Here is a 26248-nt window from a genome sequence, read left to right as displayed (position 1 = left end):
TCACACCGAATATTTCTCGATCAGCCCGTTCTTGTAGAGCTTGCCGGTGTCGGTGCGTGGCAGCTGCGCCTCAAACGCGATCGAGCGCGGACACTTGTAGTGCGCCAGGCGATCTCGCAACCACGTCAGCAGCTCGTCGGCGAACTCGTCGGTGGCGTCAGCCGGGTCGACGGTCTGCACGGTCGCCAGCACGCGCTGCCCCATCTCGTCGTCGGGAACGCCGAACACGGCCGCGTCCAACACCTTCGGGTGGGTGACCAGCAGGTTCTCGGTTTCCTGCGGGTAGATGTTCACCCCGCCCGAGATGATCATGTGGTGGCGCCGGTCGGTGAGGTAGAGGTAGCCTTCGTCGTCGACGTAACCGATGTCGCCGACCGTCGTCCACCCGCGTTTGTCCCGGGACGCAGCGGTTTTCGTGTCGTCGTTGAGGTACTCGAAGCTGTAGCCGCCCGCGAAGTAGATCTCGCCGGGCCGGCCCGGCGGTAGCTCGTTCCCGTTCTCGTCCAGAATGTGGATCTCGCAGGCCATCGGCTTGCCGACCGAGCCCGGATGCGCCAGCCACTCCTCGGCGCTGATCAGGGTCGACCCGATCGCCTCGGAGGAGGCGTAGTACTCGTCGATGATCGGCCCCCACCAGTCCATCATCTGCTTCTTGATTTCCACCGGGCACGGCGCTGCCGCGTGCATCACCCGCTGCAGGCTGGACAGGTCGTACGAATTACGCACCGCCTCAGGCAGTTTCAGCATTCGGGTGAACATCGCCGGGACGAACTGACCGTGCGTGACACGGTGACGCTGGATGGCGTCGAGGCAGCCTTCGGGATCGAATTTCTCCAGCACCACCGTGGTGACCCCGCCGGCCTGCGCGCTCATCGACCACACCGACGGCGCGGTGTGATAGAGCGGCGCCGGGCTCAGATAGATCGAATCCGGGTTCATCCAGAAGCTGACCAGGGCCGACATCATGCCGGGCGCCTCGGACGGCGGCACGTGCGGCAGTTCGCGTTTGATGCCCTTGGGCCGACCGGTGGTGCCCGACGAATACTGCAGCAGGTCGCCTTCGCGTTCGTCGTCGATGGGGGTGTCCGGCTCGCCCGCAACGCATTCGGGGTAGCGCTGCCAGCCCTCGAGGTCGTCGTCCGCGATCAGCAGAAACCCGGGCAGGCCGCCCGGCAAATGCTCGGCCAGGTTCTCGCACGTCTTGCGCAGCGCCGCCGAGCCGATGATCGCCTTGGCAGCACTGTTGTCGACGATGTAGGCGGCCTCGGCGGCGGTCAGGTGGGTGTTGATCGGGACGTAGTAGAGACCGCTGCGGCGCGCCGCCCACATGACCGCGTGCATGTGTTCGTTGTTCTCCATCAGGATCGCGACGGCGTCGCCCTCGACGAGGCCGGCGCGCCGGAAATAGTGCGCCAGCCGGTTGGCCCGCGCCTCCAGCTCATCGAAGGTGATGACCGACCCGGACGGGTGAAGAATGACGGCGGGCTTACCGGCGCCGACGTACTCGCGAATCTGCATGCGCAGACTGTACCGCCGAAAAACTTGACGGGTGTCAAGTGGTCATGGCCGACGGTACGATCGATCGAATCGGCGCAGGTGCGGCGCCGATCGGTGTAATGTACCGTCCCTTGACGGTGCCGGCTTTACACCCCGGCCAGTCTCGTACGGAGGTGCGCCATGGACGCCGAGCGCCTCTCCGCACCCGCGCCGTGCTGCTCCGCGACCGACCGGCTCGGCCTCTACGACTACGTGGACGGCATGGAGCGGTTGCTCGAGGCGGTCCAGGAATTGTCGTTGGCGCGCAGCCTGGCCGAAATCCAGCGCATCGTCCGGTCCTCGGCGCGCGAACTCACCGGCTGCGACGGCGCCACGCTCGTGCTGCGCGACGACAACAAGTGCTATTACGCCGACGAAGACGCCATCGCCCCGCTGTGGAAGGGCAGCCGCTTCCCCATCGAATCCTGCATCAGCGGTTGGGCGATGCTCAACCGCGAGGCGGCGATCATCCCGGACATCTACCGGGATTCGCGCATCCCGCAAGGCATTTACCGCGCGACCTTCGTCAAGAGCCTGGTGATGGTCCCGATCCGCAGGCTCGAACCGATCGGGGCGATCGGCAACTACTGGGCCCACCTCCATCCGCCGTCCGAGCAGGAGGTCCGCCTGCTGCAGGCCTTGGCCGATTCGACGTCGATCGCCATGGAAAACGTTCAGGTCTACTCCGAACTCGAACAGCGGGTCCGCGACCGCACCGCCGAGCTGGAAAGCGCCAACGAGGAGATCAGTCGGCTCTCCGTCACCGACGAACTGACCGGGCTCAACAATCGGCGCGGCTTCTACCTGCTGGCCGAGCAGAAGCTACGCGGGGCGCACCACCTCGGTCACAACTGCGCGCTCGCCTTCCTGGACGTCGACGGGCTCAAGCGGGTCAACGACGAGCAGGGCCACGATGTGGGCGACGCCCTGATCAAAGACGTTGCCCAGGTCCTGCGCGGCGTGCGGCGCGACTCCGACATCGTCGCCCGCCTGGGCGGCGACGAATTCTGCGTCATGGTCACCGAAGGCGACAATGGGACCGCTGCGGTCAAAGACCGCCTCGCCGAGGCATTCCGCTCCTTCAACGAGACCGGAGACCGGCCCTACCGTCTTTCCGCCAGCATCGGCCTGGTCCAGGCGCCCGTCGCCGAGCACGCGACCGTGGACGAACTGCTGGCCCGCGCCGACGAACTGATGTACGCCGAGAAGAGGGCGAGCCCCGATTCGCGGCGCGCGGGGTGATTGCGGTCAGCCCGACCTAGTCGGCGTCGGCCAGGCGCTGCTTGAGCGCCTCGAACTCGTCCTTGACGCCGGTGGGCAGCTTGTCTCCGACGAACTCGAACCACTCTTCGATCAGCGGAAGCTCCTGGCGCCACTCGTCGGCGTTGACCGCGAGCGCCTTCGCGACGTCTTCGGGTTCGACGTCGAGGCCGTCCAGGTCCAGGTCCGCCGCGGTCGGCACGATGCCGATCGGGGTGTCCTGGCCGCCGGCCTGGTGCTCGATGCGGTCGACGATCCACTTCAGCACGCGGCTGTTCTCGCCGAAGCCCGGCCACAAGAACTCGCCCTGGTCGCCGCGGCGGAACCAGTTGACGAAGAACACCTTCGGCATCTTGGACTCGTCGGAGTTCTTGCCGAGGTCGAGCCAGTGCTGGAAGTAGTCACCGACGTGGTAGCCGAGGAACGGCAACATGGCCATCGGGTCGCGGCGCACCGTGCCGACCTTGCCTTCGGCGGCGGCGGTCTGCTCGCTGCCCATGGTGGCGCCCATGAACACGCCGTGCTGCCAGTCGCGGGCCTGCGTCACCAGCGGCACCGTGGTCTTGCGGCGGGCGCCGAACAGGATGCCCGAGATCGGCACGCCCTGCGGGTCGTCCCACTCCGGCGCGAGGATGGGGCACTGCGACATCGGCGTGCAGTAGCGCGAGTTCGGGTGGGCGGCTTTGGTTTCCGTCTCGCGGATGTACCAGTCGTTGCCCTTCCAGTCGATCAGGTGATCCGGCTCGCCCTCCAGGCCCTCCCACCACACCTCGTCGTCGTCGGTGAGCGCGACGTTGGTGAAGACGGTGTTGCCCGCGGCGATGGTGCGCATGGCGTTGGGATTGGACTTCCAGTTGGTGCCCGGCGCCACCCCGAAGAAACCGAACTCGGGGTTGACCGCGTACAGCCGGCCGTCCTTGCCGAACCGCATCCAGGCGATGTCGTCGCCCAAGGTCTCCGCGCGCCAGCCCGGGACGGTCGGCTGCAGCATCGCGAGGTTGGTCTTGCCGCACGCCGACGGGAAGGCCGCGGCGAAGTAGTACGCCTTGTTCTCCGGGGAGATCAGCTTGAGGATCAGCATGTGCTCGGCCAGCCAGCCCTCGTCGTGGGCCATCGCCGACGCGATGCGCAGCGAGTAGCACTTCTTACCCAGCAGCGCGTTGCCGCCGTAGCCGGAGCCGTAGCTCCAGATCTCGCGGGTCTCCGGGAAGTGGGTGATGTACTTGGTGTCGTTGCAGGGCCACGGCACGTCCTGCTGGCCGGGCTCCAGCGGGGCACCCACCGAGTGCAGCGCCTTGACGAAGAATCCGTCGTCGCCCATCTTCTCCAGGGCTGCCTTGCCCATCCGGGTCATCGTGCGCATGGACACGACGACGTACTCCGAGTCGGTGATCTCCACACCCAGCTTGGGGTCGTCCGCGCCGAGCGGGCCCATGCAGAACGGCACCACGTACATGGTGCGGCCGCGCATGCAGCCGCGGTACAGGTCGGTCATCACGGCCCGCATCTCGGCCGGTTCCATCCAATTGTTGGTGGGGCCGGCGTCGATCTCGCGCTCGGAGCAGATGAAGGTCCGCGACTCCACCCGCGCCACGTCGGACGGGTCGGACAGCGCCAGGTAGGAGTTGGGGTGCTTCTTCTCGTGCAGCTTCGTGAACGTGCCCGCCTCGACCAGCTGACCGGCGAGCCGATCGAACTCTTCGGCGGAGCCGTCGGTGAACACCACGCGCTCGGGCTGCGTGAGCTCGGCGACCTCCCGTACCCACGACAGCAGCCCCTGATGCTTCGTGGGTGCGGTGTCCAATCCGGGAATGGTCGCTGAGGTCATCGAAGTCTCCTGAATTCTTCTGCGTACTCGGGCTTCTTTTGGGTGCCTATCGCATATGCGGTCGCCCACACAACGGTTGACATGGTGGCGTTAACTACAGGTTATCGTGAGCACCTTGTCGGGGAAGTCTCGGGCAGGTATAAGCCTTCTCACAACAACGATTCAGAAGATCCGTCAGAATCTCCATCGCCGCTCCTAGAAGCCGGTTTTTCGGTTGCCTCGATTTCTCCGTCCAATTTGCCGTCGGACGCTTCATCGGTGGCCGAAGTTATACCCGCTTCACCCAGTTCCGCACGAACGGCGTCCAGGGCCGCCAGCACCGTCGGCAGCTCCCGCTCCCGCACGGCGGCGGCCCGCGACGCGGCCATGGCATGGGCGCGCAGCTCGCGGTCGATGGCGCTGACCTGGTCGCTCACCTCGGCGTTCTCCACCTCGTCCTGGGCCAGCACCGCTTTGCTGAGCACCGACTCGGCCACCAGGACGCGGGTCGCCACCAGCTCCTCCGCCACCGATCGCAGCGACGAGGTCACATCGCCCGCCCAGCGGTCCAGCAGCGCCCGGTCGCGCAGCAGGCTACGGATATTGACCACTAGGAGCGTGACCGCCAGCCCGATCGCCACGCACGTCACCGCCGCGACGACGGACAGCGCGGGACTGAGCCGAGCGGCCGGCCCGCTCATCAACCGGCTCAGGGTCAGCGCCACGCCCAGGCCGAACCCGGCGCCCAGCAGCATCATCAGCCAGGTCTCGTGCCGCCGCGATTTCAGCGGGGGCGGAGGGACGTCGACCGTCGGCAGCTCCTCGACTGCCGGCAGCGTCGTCGCGACCCCCACCACTTGCGCGACATCCGCGAGGTGGCTGGCCGTGCCCTCGTTCACTTCGGCGACCACCTCGTCCAGCCGGCCACGCGTGTGCGCCTCGAAGCCGGGCATGTGGCGCCGGGACAATCCCGCGGCGTCTTCCTGCAGCTCGCTGCGCACCGATGAGCAACGATTGCGCGCGAAGTGGGACAGCTGGACCCGCGCCTGCTGAATCTGACCGCGCAACGTGATGGTGCGCTCGGTCTTCGCCTCGCGCCGCTGCCGCAGCGCCGTGCTGCGCTCGTCGCGCAGCGCGTCGACCCGTGCCCGCCGCCCGGCACCGTCGGCGTCGCGGTCGAACCGCTGCACGACGGTCCTGAGCCGGAACTCCCACGCCCGCAACCGGTTTCGGCGCGCGAGCTCGGAGTCGGCCAACCGCGTCGACAGCGTTTGCACCAAATCGTCGACGTCCTGCTCGCCGAGGTCGGGCAAGGCGGCCGCTCCCACCCAGGGCACGCCGCGGTAACGCGGCGCGTGCGCGGCCAGCGTGTCGCGGTTGGCGGCCAGCACGTCGCGCCAGGCGCGGTGCACGTCGATCTTGGACACCACTGGAACCACCACATCGGTGTGCGCGGCGGCGGCGTCCAGCAGCGCACAGTCGGACTGCGTGAGGTGGGCCGCCGCCGAGACGACGAACACCACCGCCGTCGGCGCCTCGCCCGGGCCCAGGTCCACCGACTCGACGAACTTGTGCTCCGCCAGCCGCTCGCGCAGCGCCGCGGCCACCGCCGTCACCCCGGCCATCCACGGCCCGGTCACCAGCACCACGTCACGGCGGTGGATGGCGGGCGCATCCAGCTCCGGACCGATGCTCGCCACCAGCGCGTCGACTCGAGCGACCGGATCGTCGTGCTTGTCGGCGCTCATCGCCAGTCCCCCAGCGTCTCCCCGGGCAGCGACCCGCAGGCCTGCGACCACAGCCGCATCGATCCCCTGGCGATGTCCGCCCCGCAGGCGCGGTGCAGCTCGCTCGCCGACACCCGGCTGTAACGCTGCCACCGCACCGCGCGCGGCAGGTGCGCGGACGGGTCACGGTCCCAGTCAGCCGGTTCCCCGTGGTCCGGGCCCAGCCCGGCCGCCTCCGCCAGGTCGACGGCGGCCGCCATCCGGGCGACCACCGTGTCGTCGTGGGACAGGAATCCGCTGATCGTCTCGTCGCTGACCGCCAGCGCCTCCAACTCCGCGACGGCGTCCAGCACCCGCTGGTAGCGCACTTCGGCGCCGGCGATCGCAATGTGGGACAGCACGGCGTCGACACCGCTCGTCCGGCGCAGCAGCGCCCGCACCTGCGCGGCCGTCCTGCCCTGCCGGACCGCGGCGACCCCGAGCGCGATGCCGAACAGGTCCAGGGTGTTCAGCAGGCGCAGCCGCACGTCGGCCGGCACCGGATTGTCCGCCGACATGAACCCGGCGAACGAGCCGTCGAGGGAGGCGGCCACCCCGGGGTGCGCGGCCAGCGTCCGCAGCGCCGCCCACAGCGGGGCGTCCAGGTCGTCGACCGCGGCGACGGCGAGCAGGCCGGCCATCGGCACCGTGGGCACGCCCACCAGTTCAGCAAGCTCCGCGCAACGCGTTCGCGCTGCCGCGATCGGCCCGTCCCCGCGGGCGAGGGACCCGGCCAGGTCGGCTTTGTTCAGCACCGCCAACACCGGGCGCGCGGCGGCGGCGATCGCGTCGATGTCTTCCGGCTTCACCACCTCGGTGGTCACGTACACGACGACGTCGACTTCGCGACCGCCGGCGGTCGTCACCGAGATCCCCGCGGCGGCTCCGGCGCGGTCCAGCGCCCGCGCCACCGTGGCGCACCCCACGCCCCGGCGGCCCCGGACCAGCGCGCGCAGGGGCGCGGCCGTTCGCTCGGCGATGGCCGTCACGCGAGGGTCGGCGTGGCCGGCGGCGAATCGCGCCAGCTCGTCGACGAAACCTTGGTGTCCTTGTCCGCTCATCGTCCCCTCATGTCCTGCGTTCGGTTCGATGGATCCGACCCGGGGGCCGGTCGGGTCCCACCGAATGGTGGCACTTGCGTCACTTTGATGCGAGCCACCGATTGACTGTTACCAGCTGAAGGCAACTGTTGGGTATCAATCTGGACCAGGGGCGGCTACATCACTCGGTTATGGGCCACCATGGACAAATGCATGCGCAACCCCGGGCGGGAGCGTTCCCCGACGCGCCTGAGGAGGAGTCGGACGACCGTCGCGGCCAGCGCTACCTTCCGGCATCGAGCTTTCGCTCCCGACGATCCGCCCTTTCCGACGCCCAGCGGCAGACTTGGGAGCGGCGCTGGCCGGAGCTGGGCCTATCCCTGGACGCCCCGACCGGGGAAGGCGAGGGCGGCGGGGAGTCGCGGCTGGACACCCGCGCATGGTTTGGTCGCCAGGCGCCGCTGGTGCTCGAAATCGGTTGTGGCAGCGGCATATCCACGCTGGCGATGGCGAAGGATGAGCCCGGTGTCGATGTGATCGCGGTGGAAATCTACAAGCGCGGGCTGGCGCAACTGCTGTGCGCGATCGACCGCGAGGGGGTCGGCAACATCCGCTTGATCCGCGGCAACGGGGTCGAGGTGCTGCAGCGGCTGATCCCGTCCGGTTCGCTGACCGGGGTGCGGGTGTTCTTTCCCGATCCCTGGCCCAAGGCCCGTCATCACAAGCGCCGGTTTCTGCAACCGGGCACGATTGGCCTCATCGCCGACCGGTTACTCCCTGGTGGTGTCCTGCACGCCGCGACGGACCACCCCGGGTACGCCGAACACATCGGCGAGGTCGGCGACGCCGAGCCGCGGCTGCGTCGCGTCGATGCCGGCAGCCGGCTGCCGATCTCGGTGGTGCGGCCGACCACGAAATACGAGACGAAAGCCCACGAGGCGGGCAGCGCCGTGACCGAATTCATCTGGCTACGACATGAGTAGGCGATGACCATGAGCCTGGCGGAAGAACAGACCACGGCAGCTGAACCTTTGCCGGCGTTGCCCGACGATGCGCTCGGAAGCTTCTCACCGCCGGGCGGGCGCGTGTTGCTGGTGTGGGACGCGCCCAACCTCGACATGGGCCTCGGGTCGATCCTGGGGCGACGCCCCACCGCCCTGGAGCGTCCGCGGTTCGACGCCCTGGGGCGCTGGTTGCTGGCGCGCACGGCCGAGATCAGTGCCGGCCGGCCGGGCGTCGTCGTCGAACCCGAGGCCACCGTCTTCACCAACATCGCGCCCGGCAGCGCCGACGTGGTCCGCCCCTGGGTGGACGCCCTTCGTAACGTGGGATTCGCGGTCTTCGCCAAACCGAAGATCGACGAGGACAGTGACGTCGACCGCGACATGCTCGCCCACATCGAACTGCGACGCAGCGAAGGGCTGGCGGCGCTGGTGGTGGCTTCGGCCGACGGCCAGGCGTTTCGTCTACCGCTGGAGGAGATAGCACGCTCCGGGGTCACCGTTCAAGTCATCGGATTTCGCGAACATACGAGTTGGGCGCTAGCGTCGGATACCTTGGACTTTGTCGACCTGGAAGACATCAGCGGTGTGTTCCGGGAGCCCTTGCCGCGAATCGGCCTAGATTCGCTGCCTGACCAGGGAGCATGGCTGCAGCCGTTCCGGCCGCTGTCCGCTCTGTTGACCGCGCGTGTGTGACACTGGAAGGCCGATGCGCGGGTCGTTAACGATCCAGTAAGGAGCTTGCGTGTTCGCCTGGTGGGGTCGAACTGTGTACCGCTACCGGTACATCGTTATCGGGGTCACGGTAGCTCTGTGCCTGCTCGGCGGCGTCTTCGGGGTCAGCCTCGGCAAGCATGTCACCCAGAGCGGGTTCTACGACGACGGCAGTCAGTCCGTCAAGGCCTCGGTGCTTGGCGACCAGACGTACGGCCGCGACCGCACCAGCCACGTCGTGGCCACGTTCAGCGCTCCCAGCGGACAGACCGTCGATGACGCGGCATGGCGGGACAAGATCGTCGGCGAGCTCAACAAGTTCAAGACCGACCATCCCGACCAGGTTGTCGGCTGGGCCGGGTGGCTGGCGGCGCCGGAGAGCACGAATCCCCTTATCAAAGGGATGGTCAGCGAAGACAAGAAGCACACGTTCGTGTCCATCCCGCTGAAGGGCGACGACGACGACAGCATCCTCAACAACTACAAGGCCATCGCGCCGGCGCTGCAGAAGCTCGACGGCGGCACGGTGCAGCTCGCCGGCCTCGAGCCGATCGCCAGCGCACTGACCGGCACCATCGCCACGGACCAGCGCCGCATGGAGGTGCTGGCGCTACCGCTGGTGACAGTGGTGCTGTTCCTGGTGTTCGGTGGCGCGATCGCCGCCGGGCTGCCGGCCATCGTGGGCGGCCTCAGCATCGCCGGGGCCCTGGGCATCCTGCGACTGGTCGCGGAATTCGGGCCGGTGCACTTCTTCGCCCAGCCGGTGGTCTCGCTGATCGGCCTCGGCATCGCCATCGACTACGGGCTGTTCGTGGTCAGCCGGTTCCGGGAAGAGATCGCCGAGGGCTACGACACCGAGGCCGCCGTGCGGCGCACCATCATGACGGCCGGTCGCACCGTGACGTTCTCGGCGGTGCTGATCATCGCCTCGAGCGCCAGCCTGCTGGTGTTGCCGCAGGGCTTCGTGCATTCGCTGACCTACGCGATATTCGCGGCGGTGGGGCTGGCGGCGCTGCTGTCGATCACGTTTTTGCCGGCGTGCCTGGGCATCCTGGGCCGCCACGTCGACGCGCTGGGCGTGCGGACGGCGTTCCGGGTGCCGTTCCTGCGGAACTGGAAGTACTCGCGCGCCTACCTCAACTGGCTGGCGGACCGGCTGCAGAAGACCAAGACCCGCGAGGAGGTCGAGGCCGGTTTCTGGGGCAAGCTCGTCAACTGGGTGATGAAGCGACCCCTGGCCTTCGCCATCCCGATCGCCGTCGGCATGATCCTGCTGGTCATCCCGCTGGGCAACCTGTCGTTCGGCGGCATGAGCGAGAAGTACCTGCCGCCCAACAACCCGGTGCGCCTGGCGCAGGAACACTTCGACAAGCAATTCCCCGGATACCGCACCGAACAGCTGACGGTCGTGATCGAGAGCACCAACCAGAGCAAGGTGACCGACCAGCAGGTGGCCGACATCCGCAGCCGGATCAGTTCTATCTCCGGGTTCACCGACAAGACCTGGGAGGAGCGGCCCTGCCCGACCATCGCCGGCAACCCCTGCGTCGCCGGGCCGAACGGGACGACGGTGCCCAAGGACGGTTCGGTGCGGGTGATCCAGAACGGCCTGCTCAATAAGAGCGACGCCGCCAAGAAGATCAGCGAACTGCGGGCGGTGAGCCCGCCGAAGGGCCTCGCCCTGCTGGTCGGCGGCACACCGGCGCTGGAGCAGGACAGCATCCACAGCCTGGCCGCGAAGGGCCCACTGATGCTGGTGCTGCTGCTCAGCGCCACGCTTCTGTTGATGTTCCTGGCGTTCGGTTCGGTGGTGTTGCCGATCAAGGCGGTGCTGATGAGCGCGCTGACGCTGGGATCCACCCTGGGCATCCTGACCTGGATCTTCGTCGACGGGCACCTATCGCATTGGCTGAATTTCACGCCGACTTCACTGATGGTGGTGCTCATCGCGCTGGTCGTGGCGGTCGGTTTCGGCCTGGCCACCGACTACGAGGTGTTCCTGGTCTCTCGCATGGTCGAGGCACGCGAGCGCGGCATGTCGACCGCCGAGGCGATCCGGATCGGCACCGCGACCACCGGGCGCTTGATCACGGCCGCCGCGCTCGTCCTCGCCGTGGTCGCCGGTTCGTTCGTGTTCTCCGACCTGGTGTTGATGAAATACCTGGCGTTCGGCTTGATGGCGGCCCTGTTGCTGGACGCCACCGTGGTCCGCATGTTCCTGGTGCCGTCGGTGATGAAGCTGCTCGGCGACGACTGCTGGTGGGCCCCGCGCTGGGCGAGGCGCCTGCAGAACAAGATCGGGCTGGGCGAGATCGACCTGCCCGACGAGCGCAAGCGGCCGACCCTCAACGGGCGGCCCGCGCGGCCCCCGGTGGCGGCCAGCCTGGTCGCCGCCGCGCCGCGCCCGCCGCACGACCCCACGCACCCCGCGGCCCTCGAGCCGTCGCGGGCGACCCGTCCGGGGCCGGCCGAACCCAAGCCCGGCACGGAAGTGCCCGCGGGCGCGGCGATGCGCTCCGCGGCGCCCCCGGCCGATGTCGCCAACACCACCCGTCTGCAGACCCGGCCGGGTCAGCCCACGGAGGCCAAGACGACGCGCCTCTCGGTGCCCAACGCCGCCCCCGCCAGTCCGGCGCACCACCCCGCCCACGAGCGGCCGGCCACTGCCGCACCGCCGGAGCCGGCGCGACCTCCCGCCCCGGGGCCGGCCGCCCCGCCGGCACCACCGTCCAGCGGCGAAACCCGCGCGATCCCGGTGCCCCCCAACCGTTCTGACGACAAGGGCGACGCCGTCGAGCCCACCACCGCCTTCCCGTCCATGCGGCCGGAGGGCAACGACCCCGACGCCGCCACGGAGAAGCTGAACCCGCGCGGACAGGCCGATAACGGCGACGCGCGCCAGCGCCGGCGTTCGGGTGGCGGTTTGTCCGCCCAGGATTTGCTGCGCCGCGAGGGTCGGTTGTAGGGCCTCAGTCGGCCTTCGCTTTGGGTTCGTCCGGTTCGGCCTCCATGATGCTGCCCTCGTCGGCCTCTTCGGTCTGCTTCTCGGCTTCGGCGGCCGGATCCGGGGCTAGCAGCACCTGCATCGCGTTGTTGAGGAACGCGACCGTCGGCACGGCCAGCAGCGCGCCGACGATCCCGGCGAGCACCCCGCCCGTGGAGATGGCGAGCACCACCGCGAGCGGGTGAATCGAGACCGCGCGACCCATCACCAGCGGCTGCAGCACATGGGCTTCCAGCTGGTTCACCGCGATCAGCAAACCGAGCGTGATCAGCGCGTACACAATGCCTTTGGCCAACAGGGCGACCACCACGGCCACCAGCCCCGAGATCAGGGCACCGACGAGCGGGATGAAGGCGCCCAGGAACACCAGGGAGGCCAGCGGCAGCGCCAGCGGGATGCCCATGATCGCCAGGCCTGTGCCGACCCCGGCGGCGTCGGTCAGGGCCACCAGGAAGGTGGCGCGCACGTATCCGGTCAGCGACCCGTAGCCGGCCCGGCCGGCCTCGCTTACCCGGCCGCGGACGTCGGCCGGGAAGATCTTGGACACGTAGGCCCAGATGTTGCGCCCGCCGTAGAGGAAGAAGATCAACGTGAACAGCACCAACACCGCGGCCGTGACCAGCTCGGTGATGGTGGCCGCGGTGGACAGGGCGCCGCTTTCCAGCTTCGCCTGATTGTTGCGCAGCGCCTCGATCGCGGCGTTGCCCGCGTTGTCGATCTGTTCGCGGCGCAAATGCGCCGGCCCGTGGATCAGCCAGCGCCGGGTGGACTCGATGCTGCGGGTCACCTGCTCGGTCAGACCCGGCAGACCGTCGATGAACTGAATGACGACGAACGCCAGGATGCCGCCCAGGATCGCGAACCCACCCAGCAGCACCATCGCCACCGCCCCGCCGCGGGGCAGGCCGCGCCGGTCGAGCGAGTCGACCACCGGCAGCAGCAGGGCGCTGACCAGCAGCGCCACCAGCACCGGGACGATGATGATCTCGAGCCTCTTCACCACCCACAGCAGGGCGAGCAGCGCGGCGAGGATGACCAGCAAACGCCAGGCCCAGGCTGCGGTCTTCCGGACGAGGGGTTCGACCGAAGCGTCGTCGGTGTTTGCCGGCATTGGGTGAGCCTATCCGGCGCGGGGCACCGCCAAACGTGCGCGGACCCGTCCGCACGCCGGCCGGCCGCGACCACCCCGGCACGATCCGGTTACGACCCCGGAACTTCCAAGACACGGTCGGCGACGCGCGGCGATCCCCGCGCCACCTGCACCGTTACCCTAAATCACGTGTCGCACGACGCACCCGCCCGCAATCTCGACTTCCCGCGCGAAGAGGCCCCGCGCGGGAAGTACTGGTGGCTGCGGTGGGTGATCCTCGGGATCGTCGCCATCGTGCTTGCCGTGGAGGTCGCCCTGGGCTGGCATCAGCTGGCCAAGGCCTGGATGAGCCTGTACGAGGCGAACTGGTGGTGGCTGCTGGCGTCGGTGGTGGCGTCGGCCGCGTCGCTGCACAGCTTCGCGCAAATCCAGCGCACGCTGCTGCGGTCGGCCGGCGTACACGTCAAACAATTGCGATCCGAAGCCGCCATCTATGCCGCCAACTCGCTGAGCACCACGCTGCCCGGAGGACCGGTGCTGTCCGCCACGTTTTTGCTTCGGCAGCAACGGCTTTGGGGCGCCTCGACGGTGGTCGCGTCGTGGCAGCTGGTGATGGGGGGCGTCCTGCAGGCCGTCGGTCTGGCGCTGTTGGGGCTGGGCGGCGCGTTCTTCCTCGGCGCGAAGAACAACCCGTTCTCGTTGCTGTTCACCCTCGGCGGCTTCGTCGCGTTGCTGATTCTCGCCCAGGCCGTCGCGTCACGGCCGGAGCTGATCGACGGCATCGGCGGCCGGGTGTTGTCCTGGGTCAACTCCGTCCGCGGGCGGCCCGCCGACACCGGCCTGGACAGATGGCGCCAGACCCTGATGCAGCTGGAATCGGTGAGCCTGGGCCGGCGCGACATGGGGGTGGCGTTCGGTTGGTCGATGTTCAACTGGGTCGCCGACGTGGCGTGCCTCGGCTTTGCGGCGTACGCCGCCGGGGATCACGCGTCGGTCGCCGGGCTGACGGTGGCCTACGCGGCCGCCCGCGCCGTCGGCACCATACCGCTGATGCCGGGCGGGTTGTTGGTGGTGGAGGCGGTGCTGGTGCCCGGGCTGGTGTCCAGCGGCATGTCGCTGCCCAACGCGATCTCGGCCATGCTGATCTACCGGCTGATCAGCTGGTTGCTGATGTCCGCCATCGGCTGGGTGGTGTTCTTCTTCGTGTTCCGCACGGAGAACGTCGCCGTCCCGGACGACGAAGAGGCGGTGCCCGACACCGAACCGACCGCGCAGCAGAACCAGCCCGCCAACGATCCGACCGAGACCGCCCTACAGGGCCCGTTACCGCCCGATCGCAGCGCGGAAACCGAGAACTAGCCGGCGGTGTTGCCGCGCGACGGGCCCGACAGCGGGTTGGCCGGCGCCGGTGCGACGGGGCCGGTGGCCGCCGGCGGGGCGGCCGGCGTGCCGGCCAGCGGTGACGCCCCTGCCGCATTACCCGGCAGGGCGGGCAGCCCACCGGCGGCGCCCTGCGCCTGCTGCATCATGCCCATCGCCTGGGTAGGCGAGATCGGCAACTTGCACTGCAGCGACAGGTTGGTCAGGGGCTGGGCGATCGACGTCATGTCGCCGGCCACCTTGGGGTTGGCCTCGAAGTAGGACTTCAGCCCGGTCATCGACTGCGGGCCCGCCTGCTGCTGCAGCATCGAGGTCATCGTCTGGTTGGTCTCGGGATGCGAGTCCAGGTAGTCCCCCATCGACTTGGAGACCGAACCGATCGTCCGGGCGACTTCGCTGGCCGAGCACGGGTCGGTAGCGCCCGTGGCCGGCGGCCCCGCCAGGACGGCGAGGGCGGCGCACGGCAGGGTGCCGGCGATCAGCCCGGCGAAGATTCTGCGGCGCCCGGTGGCGGTGCCTCTCGTCATGGAAACTCCTTAGTGTTTGCGACGTCGCACGCAGCACCGACGCCTCGCAAACGGCTGCAGTAGACGGCCTCTTCGATAGCGGAGCTCCCCAGGGCTCCGCGGGCCATCCGACATCCTGCCATCGCCGGCGGCGCCCCTGCCAGCCCGAGCGAGGCCCTGTGAGGAAAATCCCGCCGGTCACCGGGTCACAACGGCTCGGCAGCGTCTTGGCAACAACGCCGTCGTTGCAGCTCAGGAACTAGAAAGCTCACATCATCCACAGGTCGCTGCGGTATTCTCGCCAACACGCGTTACGCGATACACGGGGAGTGACGAAATCCAGCAGCTAATGATGCGCCTCAGCCGCAGCCTGCGTAAGTACCGCTGGTTGGTCTTCACCGGCTGGTTGCTGGCTTTGGTTCCGGCAATCTATCTGGCCTTGACGCAGTCGGGGAACCTGACCGGCGGCGGTTTCGACGTGGCCGGTTCGCAGTCGCTGCTCGTCCACGATCAGCTCGAGGAGCTCTACCACGACCAGGGGTCGTCTTCGCTGGCCCTGGTGGCCGCGCCCCGCCCCGATGCCAGCTACGCCGACATCAACGACGCGGTCGCGCAACTGAGGCGGACCGCCGCCGAGGTCCCCGGCGTCTCGGAGGTGCCCAACCCCACCCAGCGTCCGCCCCAACCCGATCGGCCGTACGTGCTGTCGCTGCGCCTGGATTCCCGCAACACCAGTGACGTCGCCAAGCAGCTGCGCACCAAGGTCGGCATCAAGGGCGACCAGCCCGGCCAGACCGCCGATGGCCGGGTGCGGCTGTATGTGATCGGGCAGGGGGCGCTCAGCGCCGCCGCCGCGCAGAACACCAAGCACGACATCGCCGCCGCCGAGCGCTGGAACCTGCCGGTGATCCTGATCGTCCTGCTCGCCGTGTTCGGCTCCCTCGCGGCCGCGGCGATCCCCCTCGCCCTCGGCGTGTGCACCGTCGTGGTCACCATGGGCCTGGTCTACCTGCTGTCGGCCTACACGACCATGTCGGTGTTCGTGACCTCGACGGTCTCCATGTTCGGGATCGCCCTCGCCGTCGACTATTCGCTGTTCATCTTGATGCGCTTCCGCGAGGAGCTGCGGTCCGGCCGCGAGCCGCGGGAGGCCGTCGACGCCGCGATGGCCACCTCGGGGCTGGCGGTGGTGCTGTCCGGGATGACCGTCGTCGCCTCGCTCACCGGGATCTACGTGATCAACACCCCGGCGCTGAAATCGATGGCCACCGGGGCGATCCTGGCCGTCGCGGTCGCGATGCTGACCTCGACCACACTGACCCCCGCGGCGCTGGCGACGTTCGGCCGCTCGGCCGCCAAGCGATCGGCATTCCTGCATTGGTCGCGCGGGCCGGAGGGTGGCCAATCGCGGTTCTGGAACCGCTGGATCGGCTGGGTTATGCGCCGGCCGTGGATCTCGGCGCTGGCCGCCTCGCTGGTCCTGCTCGTCATGGCCGCGCCGGCCTCCTCGATGGTGCTGGGCAACAGCCTGTTGCGCCAGTTCGACTCGTCGCACGAAATCCGCGCCGGGGTGGGCGCGGCGGCCCAGGCCCTCGGCCCCGGCGCGCTCGGCCCGATTCGGGTGCTGGTCACCTTCCCGGACGGCGGCGCCGCCTCGCCCGAACACAGCCAGACCATCAGCGCGATCCGGCAGCGGATGACGCAGGCCCCGAACATTGTCACGGTGGCGCCGCCGCAATTCGCCGAGGACAACGGCAGCACCCTGCTGTCCGCGGTGTTGTCGGTCGACCCCGAGGACATGCGCGCCCGCGAGACCGTCGGCTGGATGCGCGCGCAGCTGCCCAAGGTGCCCGACAGGGGAACCGCACGAGTGGACGTCGGCGGCCCGACCGCGCTGATCAAGGACTTCGACGACCAGGTGTCCAAGACCGAGCCGCTGGTGCTGGCCATCGTGGCGCTGATCGCGTTCGTGATGCTGCTGCTCTCGGTCCACTCGGTGTTCCTGGCGCTCAAGGGCGTGCTGATGACCCTGCTGTCGGTCGCGGCCGCCTACGGCAGCCTGGTGATGGTGTTCCAGTGGGGCTGGCTGAAGGACCTCGGGTTCGCCCAGATCAGCTCGATCGACAGCACCGTCCCCCCGCTGGTGCTCGCGATGACCTTCGGGTTGTCGATGGACTACGAGATCTTCCTGCTGACCCGCATCAGGGAACGCTTCCTGCATTCCGGCAACACCCGCGACGCCGTCGCGTACGGCGTGAGCACCAGCGCCCGCACCATCACCAGCGCGGCGCTGATCATGATCGCCGTCTTCATCGGCTTCGCGTTCGCCGGCATGCCGCTGGTGGCCGAGATCGGCGTGGCGTGCGCGGTGGCGATCGCCGTCGACGCGACGGTGGTGCGATTGGTCCTGGTACCGGCGCTGATGGCGATGTTCGCGCAATGGAACTGGTGGATCCCGCCGTGGCTGTCGCGCGTGCTGCCGTCGGTCGACTTCGACCGGCCGCTGCCGGAGGTCGACCTCGGCGACGTCGTGGTCATTCCCGACGACATATCGGCGCTGACTGCGCCCAACGCCGACCTGCGGATGGTGCTCAAGTCGGCGGCCAAGCTCAAGCACCTGGCGCCCGACGCCATCTGCGTGACCGATCCGCTGGCGTTCACCGGCTGCGGGCGCAGCGGCAAGGAGAGGCAGGGCGCGCAGCTGCGGGGACCGGACCAGGATCGCGGCCGTGATCCCGGTCAGATTCCCCATCAGGTCAACATCGACGACGAGAAGGCGGGCGTCGCGGTGGGCGCCCCCGAGCGCAGGACCGGCAGCAACGGTCACACCAACGGCACGGCCAAGAAGCTGGTCGGTGGCCTGACGTCACGCAACGGCATCGCCAAGGCGATCGTGGGGTCCGACCGGCCCGTGCACCCGGTCACGTTGTGGCGGGGGCGGCTTTCGGTCGCCATCGACGCGCTGGAGAGCGAGACCGACACCGCGGACCGGTCGGTGTACGAACGCCGCAGCCCGGTGGAAACCACCCACGTTCAGCTGCCCACCGGCGACCGGCTGCTGGTCCCGACCGGCGCCGAGACGCTGCGGCTGAAGGGCTACCTCATCATGTGCCGTAACAGTCGCCGCGATTACGCCGACTTTGCCGATATGGTTGAAACGTTGGAGCCCGAGACCGCCGCTGTGGTGCTGGCCGGCATGGACAGGTACTACTGTTGTCAGTCGCCCAGGCGGGAATGGATCGCCACCCAGTTGGTCCGTCGACTCGCTGATCCGGATCCCTGTGATTTAAATGACGAGCAGGGGTCGTCCGAGGCCGACGCCCACCCCGACTGGGAGGAGATCAGGCAGCGCTGCCTGTCGGTGGCCGTAGCGATGCTGGAGGAGGCGAGGTGACGTTGGCACCTGACCGACGCTCCACACTGCCGTCCCACCGGCCGGCCACCGATCCGCACATGCGCGAGGGCGCCCCCGGCGGCGAATCTCCCAGTGGACCTGTTCAAGACCCCGACCAGCCGGTGGAGTTCTGGCCGACGTCCGCCATTCGTGCCGCGCTGCAGGGCGGCGACATCGCCACCTGGAAGCGCATCGCCGCGGCTTTGAAGCGCGATCCGTACGGGCGGACCGCCCGCCAGGTCGAAGAGGTGCTCGAAGGCACCCGCCCCTACGGCATCTCTAAAGCGCTGTGGGAGGTGCTGGAACGCGCCCGCACCCACCTGGAGGCCAACGAACGGGCCGAGGTGGCCCGCCACGTGCGGCTGCTCATCGACCGATCGGGCCTGGCCGAAGCGGAATTCGCCTCTCGCATCGGGGTGACCGCCGAGGAGCTCATCGCCTACCTGGACGGCAGCACCAGCCCGTCGGCCGCGCTGATGATCCGGATGCGCCGATTGTCGGATCGGTTCGTCAAGGTGAAGTCGACGCGCTCGGCCGACTCCAACTGAATCACCTGATCGGCAGCACGTCCGACACCAGCCAGGCATCGCCGTGCTTGGTCAGCGCCACCCGCAGCGCGGGCGCCGACCGGCTGGCGGGCTGGCCCGGCGCGTTCTGGGTGACCCGCAGGATCACCGCCACACTGGCCGCCGACGGCCCGAGGGCCTCGACCCCGGCCGCCAGCGTCGCGGCCTGAGCGGTGACGTTGTGCTGGGCCAGCTCGGCGCTGGTCTTCGTGTACTGCTCTTTGAACGCCGCGGCGTGGTCGGGGACGATCAACGCCGTGGCGCGGTCGATCGAGCTGTCCGGGGCGCCCGGGGTGAACGACGCCATCGCCTCCGCCATGCCCGTTGCGACCCGAACCACGTCGCGGGAGTCGTCCTTGAACTCGCGGTCCGAGCGCGTCCAGTGCGTGTATCCGGTGACCACCGCGGCCACCAGCGCGGCCGTGCACAGCAAGACGACGGCCAATCGCAGGCCCGGCGCGTCGTCATCGGTACCGACGCTGACCGAATCACGGCGCAGCAGCCAGAAATTGACGCCGACTCCCTCGACGATCAACAGCACCAGCACCGAGCACGCCGAAACCCACCACAGCGGCCAGCCCAGAATCAGGCCGATCGCCAGCAACCCCGCGATCGCGGCCACCGGGGCCAGGATGTCGAACGCGAGCAGGCGCCACAAATTTCTCATCGGATGGATTCCAGTCCCGAGATCATCAGCTTGCCGTCCACGTTGACGACGTCGAGCCGCAGGTTCCAGTGCACCGTCTGCGGTTTGGCGCCGGCGTTCTCGCTGACCGACGTCGCGACCAGCATGACCGACTCCAGACGGCTTGCGAAGGGCGGCAACTTGGTGGTGACCACGGGCCGGGAAACGCCGGGCTGGGTGTCCAGGTCGTGGCGCACGGTCTCGACCGCCACCGCGTCGATGCGCCCGGCGCTCTTGGACTGCAGCTTCTCCACCACCTGCCGGTAGGGCTGCATGGCGGCGTCGAAGTCGGTGTTGAGTTCGCCGACCGTCCCGTCGTGCAGCCGTTGCAGGCTGGAGTCGACGTTGCCGCTGTTCATGTTGATCAGCACGCCCGTCCAGTCGGCGGCGGTTTGCATGACGCGGGTGAGGTAGCGGCGTTCGGCCGTGTCGTCGCGATGCCCGGACCAGAGGAAGAACCCGAACACGATCGCGGCCACCGACAGCACGCCTAGGACGGCCGACGCGATGCCGTATGGGGAGAACATCGGGCCGTCGGCGACCTCGAATTCGTCGTCAAGGGGTTCGCCGGGTTCGGCGAGATCTGCCTCTTCCGTTTCCTGGGTTTCTGGCTCGGTGCGCTCGCCGTCGGACATGGCCCGATCGTCGCACCCGACAAAGATGGAAGGATGGCGGGGTGACTGTAGAGGCCATTCGCTCGGGGATCGACCTGAGCCATGTCGACGCCAACACCCGCCCCCAAGACGACCTGTTCGGTCACGTCAACGGCCGCTGGCTGGCCGAATACGAGATCCCGGCGGACCGGGCGACCGACGGCGCGTTCCGACACCTTTACGACCGCGCCGAGGAACAGGTGCGCGACCTGATCATCGAGGCCAGCGAGACCGGCGCGCCCCCGGGCACCGATCAGCAACGCATCGGCGACCTCTACGCCAGCTTCCTCGACGAGGAGGCCGTCGAGCGCCGCGGCCTGCAACCACTGCTCGACGAGCTGGCCACCATCGACGACGCCGCGGACCCGGACGCGTTGGCCGCGGCGGTGGGTGCGTTGCAGCGCACGGGAGTGGGCGGCGGCGTCGCGCTGTATATCGATACCGACGCCAAGAACTCGGCCCGGTACCTGGTGCACGTCACCCAGTCCGGCATCGGATTGCCCGACGAGTCCTACTTCCGTGAGGAGCGGCACGCCGAGGTGCTGGCGGCCTATCCCGGTCACATCGCGCGGATGTTCGGCCTGGTGTACGGCGGGACCCCGGACGCGCACGCCGAGACCGCGGCCCGCATCGTGGCCCTGGAGGGCAAGCTGGCCGCCGCGCACTGGGATGTGGTCAAGCGGCGGGACGCCGAGCTCAGCTACAACCTGCGCACCTTCGCCGATCTGCAGACCGAAGCGAAGGGCTTCGACTGGGCCGGCTGGGTGAACGCGCTGGGCGCCACACCGCAGGACTTCGCGGAAACCATTGTGCGGCAACCCGATTACCTCACCGCCTTCGCCGACCTGTGGTCCGGCGCCGACCTGGCGGACTGGAAGGATTGGGCCCGCTGGCGGTTGATCCGCGCCCGCGCGTCCTGGCTGACCGACGAGCTGGTCGCCGCGGATTTCGACTTCTATGGCCGCCTGCTCACCGGGGCCGAGCAGATCCGGGAACGCTGGAAGCGGGCGGTCTCGCTGGTGGAGAGCCTGATGGGCGATGCCGTCGGAAAGCTCTACGTACAGCGGTATTTCCCGCCGGACGCCAAGGCCCGCATCGACGCGCTGGTGGAGAACTTGAAGGCGGCCTATCGGCTGTCCATCAACGAGCTGGACTGGATGACGCCGCAAACCCGGGAGCGTGCGCTGGCCAAGCTGGACAAGTTCGTCGCCAAGGTCGGCTACCCGGCGAAGTGGCGGGACTACTCCAAGGTGGTGATCGACCGCACCGACCTCTACGGCAACTTCCAGCGCGGATACGCGGTCAACCACGACCGCGAACTGGCCAAGTTGGGCGGCCCGGTCGACAAAGACGAGTGGTTCATGACGCCCCAGACGGTCAACGCCTACTACAACCCGGGGATGAACGAAATCGTTTTTCCGGCAGCCATTTTGCAGCCGCCGTTCTTCGACGCCGAGGCCGACGACGCCGCCAACTACGGCGGGATCGGCTCGGTGATCGGGCACGAGATCGGGCACGGCTTCGACGACCAGGGCGCCAAGTACGACGGCGACGGCAACCTGGTGGACTGGTGGACCGACGCCGACCGCGCCGAATTCGGCGCCCGCACCAAGGCGCTCATCGAGCAGTACGAGGCGTACACGCCCCGGGGGCTCGACGCCGGCCACCACGTGAACGGCGCATTCACCGTCGGCGAGAACATCGGCGACCTGGGCGGGTTGTCGATCGCCCTGCTGGCCTACCAGCTGTCGCGGAACGGCCGGCCCGCGCCCGTCATCGACGGTCTCACCGGCGTGCAGCGCGTGTTCTACGGCTGGGCCCAGGTGTGGCGCACCAAATCCCGTCAGGCGGAAGCGATCCGGCGGTTGGCAACCGATCCGCACTCGCCGCCGGAGTTCCGTTGCAACGGCGTCATCCGCAACATGGACGCGTTCTACGACGCCTTCGAGGTGTCCGAGGACGACGCCTTGTTCCTCGAGCCGCAGCGCCGGGTCAGGATCTGGAACTGACGGGCACTCCCGCCGGCTCGATCCGGGCGGGCACGTGCTTGTGCCACGGAGTGCCGGCGTAGGGGTCGCGCCATTCCGTCGAGGTGAGCGCGTTGGGGGCGACCCCCGGGATCACGGTATGCCCGTCGCCGTCGACGTAGTCGAGCCCAAATCCGTTGGGCAGGGCCGCATGTCCGGCCAGCATGGTCTCGGTGATCTCGACGGTGGCCTCGGCGCTGCCGGCCGCGGTGCTGATGCGGGCGCGGCACCCGTCGACGAGCCCGAGCGCCAGGGCGTCCTCGACGCTGACGCGCAACGCCCCGTCCGCGTCGCGTTTACGCCAGGAGGGGTCGCGGAAGATGTCGTTGGCGGTGTAGGCGCGGCGCTCGCCCACCGACAGCACGATCGGGAAATCCGGTGAGGTCAGCCGCGGCGGGGCTGCGGTCAGCGCCCGCAAATCGTCAAGCATCGCAGGGATTTCCAGCGCGATCTTGTGGTCGGCGTGGCTGATCAAGGCGAAGTCGTCCTCGTAGTTGTGGACGGTGAACGTCACCCCGGACGGGGTGTCGAGGATCGCGTCGAACAGCGCGTTGCCGTCGGCGTGACCGGCGCGGCGCACCGCCTCGGGATAGGTCAGGGCGGCCTTCTGGGCGAGCCCCCACAGCGCGGCCGCGCCCTGCAGACCGTCCGGCAGCGTGGGCCCGAGCGTCTCGTAGAGGACATAGGGAAGCAGCTTGGCGACGGTCGGGTTGGTTGCGGTGGCGGTGAGGAAGGCTTCGGTGTAGGCCTGTCGCCCGCGCCGGGCGGCTTCGGACAGTGGCCGCAGATCCGCATCGTCGACCACGCCCAGGGCGCGCACCAGCCGCGCCCAGATCTCCGGCTCGGGCAGCGTCCCCGGCAACGGTTCGAGCAACGGACGGCGCAGCTGAAAAGCGTTGTGCGGGAACTCCAGATTGAAGAACGTGGCTTCCGGCTTCTCGAACTGGGACGCCGCGGGCAGCACGTAGTGCGCGAGCCGGGCGGTCTCGGTCATCGCGACGTCGATGACGACCATCAGTTCCAGCGCCTGAAAGGCCTCCCGGCACGCGGCCGAGTTGGCCAGCGAATGCGCCGGATTGCTGCTCTCCACGATCATGGCCCGGAACCGATCCGGGTGATCGGTCAGGATCTCTTCGGGAACGACGTTGCTGGGCACCAATCCGGAGATGATGGGGGCACCGGTCACCGGCGTGCGCCCGGAGAACTGGCCGAACAGTGGCCCGAACGCCGAATGTAGATGCTGGCCACCCTTTTTCGCGAAGTTACCGGTGAATGTCCACAGCAGCTTGTTCAGGTACGAGCAGAGCGTGCTGTTGGGCGCCTGCTGCACACCGAGATCCTCGAACACCGAGACGCTGGCCGCCGCGCCGATGCGCCGCGCCGCCGCGCGCAGCAACTCCTCGTCCACCCCGCACCGTTGCGCGTACTCGGCCACCGGCACCGAGCGCAGCTCGGCGCGGACGGCGTCGGCGCCGCGCACGTGTTCGGCCAGAAACGTTTCGTCACAAAGGTTTTCCTGGACGAGGACGGCCGCCAGCGCGGCCAGGCACCACGCATCGGTGCCGGGTTGCACCCGTAGATGGAAGTCGGACATCTTGGCGGTGTCGGTGACGACCGGATCGATGACGATCATCGACCGCTTCGGGTCCTTGGCGATCTCGTTGAGCACCACCCGGGCGCGGGGAAAGCTCTGCGACATCCACGGGTTCTTCCCGATGAACACCGACACTTCGGCGTGCTCGAATTCGCCTCGCGTGTGACCGCCGTACAGCTGACCGTCGATCCAGGCTTCACCGGTCTTCTCCTGGGCCAAGGCATTTGACCGGTAGCGCGAACCGAGGGCTTTGAGGAACGCGCCGCTGTAGGCCCCGCCCAGGTGGTTGCCCTGCCCGCCGCCACCGTAGTAGAAGATCTTGTCCCCGCCGTAGGCGTCGCGGATGTGCTTGAAACCCTCGGCGATCTCGACAATTGCGGTGTCCCAGTCGATCTCCTCGAAGCTGCCGTCGGCGCGCCGCCGCAGCGGAGAGGTCAATCGGGCGCCGCTGTTCTGATAGTGGTCCAGCCGCAAGGCTTTGTTGCAGGTGTATCCCTGCGACGCCGGGTGAGCCTTGTCGCCCCTGATGCGGGCCAGCCGCCGATCTTCGACTTGGACGACGATGCCGCAGTTGCACTCGCACAGGATGCACGCCGTGGACTTCCATTCACCGGTCATCGCGGGACGTCCTTTCTGTTCGCCTCGGCCGACAGCAGGTCACGTAGCTGGCGGTGCACGACGTCGAGGGGGGTGAGGTCGCGGCGCACCCGGGCCAGCACGATCGCGCCCTCCAGCGCGGTGGTGGCCAGCATCGCCAGGTCGCCGGCCCGCGCGCGCGGTATCCCGTCGGCGATGAAGCGCTGCGCGATCAGGTCGTTCCAGCGGTCGAACACCGATGCCGCCCGATCGACGACGGGCGCCATGCGCTCTTCCTCACCGGCCTCCACGGAAACCGCGACCACGGGGCAGCCCGCGCGGAAGTCGCTGTCGAGCAGTTGGTGGCGATACTTCTCGATCAGGGTGTCCATCAACTGGGGGCCGTTCTCGGCGTCGGCGATGATCGCGGCGACGTGCTCACCGGCGTAATCCACCGCCTCGCAAAGCAGTTGGGTCCGCCCACCCGGAAAGTAGTGATAGGCCGATCCGCGCGGCGCGCCGCTGTGCTCGAGGACGTCCGAGATCGCGGTGGCGTGCGCCCCCCGCTCCCTGATCAACAGCGCGGCGGAGATCACCATCCGCTCGCGTGGACTGCGCATCGCCGCTCCTTCGGGCCTAGCTTATGTATGATGCTATACATAATCGGCGGGCCGGCGAAAGCCCCAGAAGCATGCACCCGCCGACAGACGCAAAATCGCCCAATTCCGCGTCGGAATGGGCGATTTTGCGTCTGCTGGGCTGAAGGCTAATTGATCCAGTCGGCCGAGCCGTCGTTCTTCTTGTAGTTTCCGCCGCTGGAGTTCTTCACGATGACGGGATCACCCGGGCCGAAGTTGTCGAAGAACCACTTGGCGTTGGTGGGGCTGATGTTGATGCAGCCGTGGCTGACGTCGCGCTTGCCCTGATCGTCCACCGACCATGGCGCGCTGTGCACGTAGTCGCCGACGTTGTCGAAGCGGACCGCGTCCTCCACCGTCACCTTGTAGCCGTAGGTCGAGTTGACCGGAACCCCGTAGGTCGAGGAGTCCATCACCACCGACGCCTTCTTGTCCTGCACGTAGTAGGTGCCATTGGGGGTCTGGTGATTACCGGACGTCATGCCCATCGACATCGGGAAAGTCTTCTCCACGGTGCCATTGCGCGTGACGGTCAGCTGGTGGGTGGCGTCGTCGGCCGTGGCGATCAGCGTGTCGCCGGTCTGGAAGTTGGTCACGGTGCCGCCGGCGTCGACGGTCACCGCGGTGTGCGCGGGCCAGAAGCTCAGCGGGCGCCAGCGCAGCTGGGTCGGGGTCATCCAGTAGAACTTGCCCGACACCGGCGGCACGGACGAGACGTGTACGGCGTTGATGGCCGCGCCGGCGTCCTCAACCGGTCCGGGGAAGTTGATGATGATCGGCTGGGCCACACCTACCGTCGAGCCGGTTTTCGGGACGAACGAGGGCGGCCCGAACGGCGGCGTGCCGGTGAATGGGGTGGGATTCTGCCCGTCGGCCGAGGCCGCGGCCGGTTGCGCCGCCGGGGGCATCCACGGCGGTGCCGGCGCAGCCGGTGGCGGCGGTGCCGGCGCAGCCGGTGGCGCCGGCGCGTCGGGGGGAGGCGGCGCCACCGGCCTGTCTCTTATACACATC

At 68.6% G+C, this 26248-nt stretch carries 19 protein-coding genes; 8 read left to right on the top strand and 11 right to left on the bottom strand.

Going from position 1 to position 26248, the window contains the following annotated elements:
• Positions 1-1518, bottom strand: a complete 1518-nt coding sequence (gene fadD4, locus A5758_RS12650) for a fatty-acid--CoA ligase FadD4 (RefSeq protein WP_067740339.1) — start codon at positions 1516-1518, stop codon at positions 1-3.
• A 159-nt stretch (positions 1519-1677) separates the two neighbouring features.
• On the opposite strand from fadD4, the gene A5758_RS12645 reads away from it, so the two are divergent.
• A complete protein-coding gene (locus A5758_RS12645; protein ID WP_067740331.1) occupies positions 1678-2778 on the top strand; it encodes a diguanylate cyclase in 1101 nt (366 codons plus the stop codon).
• A 16-nt stretch (positions 2779-2794) separates the two neighbouring features.
• On the opposite strand, the gene A5758_RS12640 is transcribed toward A5758_RS12645, so the two are convergent.
• From A5758_RS12640 to A5758_RS12630, 3 genes are all read right to left on the bottom strand, one after another.
• Positions 2795-4624: a phosphoenolpyruvate carboxykinase (GTP) gene (locus tag A5758_RS12640; RefSeq protein ID WP_067211981.1), complete on the bottom strand. Its 1830-nt coding sequence runs from the start codon at positions 4622-4624 to the stop codon at positions 2795-2797.
• Positions 4625-4773: 149 nt separating this feature from the next.
• Entirely contained in the window at positions 4774-6351 is a 1578-nt protein-coding gene (locus tag A5758_RS12635; RefSeq protein ID WP_067740329.1) for a hypothetical protein, read from the bottom strand.
• A complete protein-coding gene (locus A5758_RS12630; RefSeq protein ID WP_067740327.1) occupies positions 6348-7430 on the bottom strand; it encodes a hypothetical protein in 1083 nt (360 codons plus the stop codon). Before A5758_RS12630 ends, A5758_RS12635 begins: the two co-directional genes overlap by 4 nt.
• 170 nt (positions 7431-7600) lie before the next feature.
• Here A5758_RS12630 and trmB point away from each other — a divergent pair, with 170 nt between their 5' ends.
• From trmB to A5758_RS12615, 3 genes are read left to right on the top strand one after another with little or no spacing between them, the layout of a single operon-like run.
• The gene (gene trmB / locus A5758_RS12625; RefSeq protein ID WP_156622610.1) at positions 7601-8392 is read left to right on the top strand and encodes a tRNA (guanosine(46)-N7)-methyltransferase TrmB; all 792 of its coding nucleotides are present in this window, start codon (positions 7601-7603) and stop codon (positions 8390-8392) included.
• A 9-nt stretch (positions 8393-8401) separates the two neighbouring features.
• The gene (locus A5758_RS12620; RefSeq protein WP_067740522.1) at positions 8402-9106 is read left to right on the top strand and encodes an NYN domain-containing protein; all 705 of its coding nucleotides are present in this window, start codon (positions 8402-8404) and stop codon (positions 9104-9106) included.
• 49 nt (positions 9107-9155) lie between these two features.
• Positions 9156-12089 (top strand): MMPL family transporter, encoded by a 2934-nt coding sequence (locus tag A5758_RS12615; protein WP_067740323.1) that lies wholly within the window; start codon positions 9156-9158, stop codon positions 12087-12089.
• A gap of 4 nt (positions 12090-12093) precedes the next feature.
• On the opposite strand, the gene A5758_RS12610 is transcribed toward A5758_RS12615, so the two are convergent.
• Positions 12094-13239 (bottom strand): AI-2E family transporter, encoded by a 1146-nt coding sequence (locus tag A5758_RS12610; RefSeq protein ID WP_067211964.1) that lies wholly within the window; start codon positions 13237-13239, stop codon positions 12094-12096.
• A 168-nt stretch (positions 13240-13407) separates the two neighbouring features.
• Between A5758_RS12610 and A5758_RS12605 the strand changes: the two genes are divergently transcribed.
• Positions 13408-14577: a TIGR00374 family protein gene (locus A5758_RS12605; RefSeq protein WP_067740321.1), complete on the top strand. Its 1170-nt coding sequence runs from the start codon at positions 13408-13410 to the stop codon at positions 14575-14577.
• Here A5758_RS12605 and A5758_RS12600 read toward each other — a convergent pair.
• Entirely contained in the window at positions 14574-15125 is a 552-nt protein-coding gene (locus A5758_RS12600) for a hemophore (RefSeq protein ID WP_067211955.1), read from the bottom strand. The two genes, A5758_RS12605 and A5758_RS12600, sit on opposite strands and share 4 nt — an antisense overlap.
• A gap of 328 nt (positions 15126-15453) precedes the next feature.
• Here A5758_RS12600 and A5758_RS12595 point away from each other — a divergent pair, with 328 nt between their 5' ends.
• Together A5758_RS12595 and A5758_RS12590 are read left to right on the top strand one after the other, a co-directional pair.
• Positions 15454-18498, top strand: a complete 3045-nt coding sequence (locus tag A5758_RS12595; RefSeq protein ID WP_067740319.1) for an efflux RND transporter permease subunit — start codon at positions 15454-15456, stop codon at positions 18496-18498.
• 59 nt (positions 18499-18557) lie between these two features.
• The gene (locus tag A5758_RS12590) at positions 18558-19046 is read left to right on the top strand and encodes an XRE family transcriptional regulator (protein WP_231987303.1); all 489 of its coding nucleotides are present in this window, start codon (positions 18558-18560) and stop codon (positions 19044-19046) included.
• A gap of 1 nt (position 19047) precedes the next feature.
• On the opposite strand, the gene A5758_RS12585 is transcribed toward A5758_RS12590, so the two are convergent.
• The gene (locus A5758_RS12585) at positions 19048-19731 is read right to left on the bottom strand and encodes a hypothetical protein (protein WP_067211945.1); all 684 of its coding nucleotides are present in this window, start codon (positions 19729-19731) and stop codon (positions 19048-19050) included.
• Positions 19728-20384 (bottom strand): hypothetical protein, encoded by a 657-nt coding sequence (locus A5758_RS12580; protein ID WP_067740313.1) that lies wholly within the window; start codon positions 20382-20384, stop codon positions 19728-19730. Before A5758_RS12580 ends, A5758_RS12585 begins: the two co-directional genes overlap by 4 nt.
• Positions 20385-20425: 41 nt before the next feature.
• On the opposite strand from A5758_RS12580, the gene A5758_RS12575 reads away from it, so the two are divergent.
• Entirely contained in the window at positions 20426-22411 is a 1986-nt protein-coding gene (locus A5758_RS12575; protein WP_067740312.1) for a M13 family metallopeptidase, read from the top strand.
• On the opposite strand, the gene A5758_RS12570 is transcribed toward A5758_RS12575, so the two are convergent.
• The 3 genes from A5758_RS12570 to A5758_RS12560 all read right to left on the bottom strand — a co-directional run bounded on the left by A5758_RS12570 (position 22395) and on the right by A5758_RS12560 (position 26247).
• On the bottom strand, positions 22395-24641 hold the full coding sequence (locus A5758_RS12570; RefSeq protein WP_067740310.1) for a molybdopterin-dependent oxidoreductase: 2247 nt from the start codon (positions 24639-24641) through the stop codon (positions 22395-22397). The genes A5758_RS12575 and A5758_RS12570 overlap by 17 nt on opposite strands.
• Positions 24638-25219 carry a TetR/AcrR family transcriptional regulator gene (locus A5758_RS12565; RefSeq protein WP_067740307.1) on the bottom strand — a complete coding sequence of 194 codons (582 nt, stop codon included), beginning with the start codon at positions 25217-25219 and terminating at the stop codon, positions 24638-24640. Before A5758_RS12565 ends, A5758_RS12570 begins: the two co-directional genes overlap by 4 nt.
• A gap of 146 nt (positions 25220-25365) precedes the next feature.
• Positions 25366-26247, bottom strand: a complete 882-nt coding sequence (locus A5758_RS12560) for a L,D-transpeptidase family protein (RefSeq protein WP_156622609.1) — start codon at positions 26245-26247, stop codon at positions 25366-25368.
• Between the last annotated feature and the right edge of the window lies 1 nt (position 26248).

It is taken from the genome of Mycobacterium sp. 852014-50255_SCH5639931 (genome assembly GCF_001665605.1).
In the GTDB taxonomy this organism is placed as follows: Bacteria; Actinomycetota; Actinomycetes; order Mycobacteriales; family Mycobacteriaceae; genus Mycobacterium; species Mycobacterium paraffinicum.
This window is presented reverse-complemented; position numbering and strand designations above follow the sequence as displayed.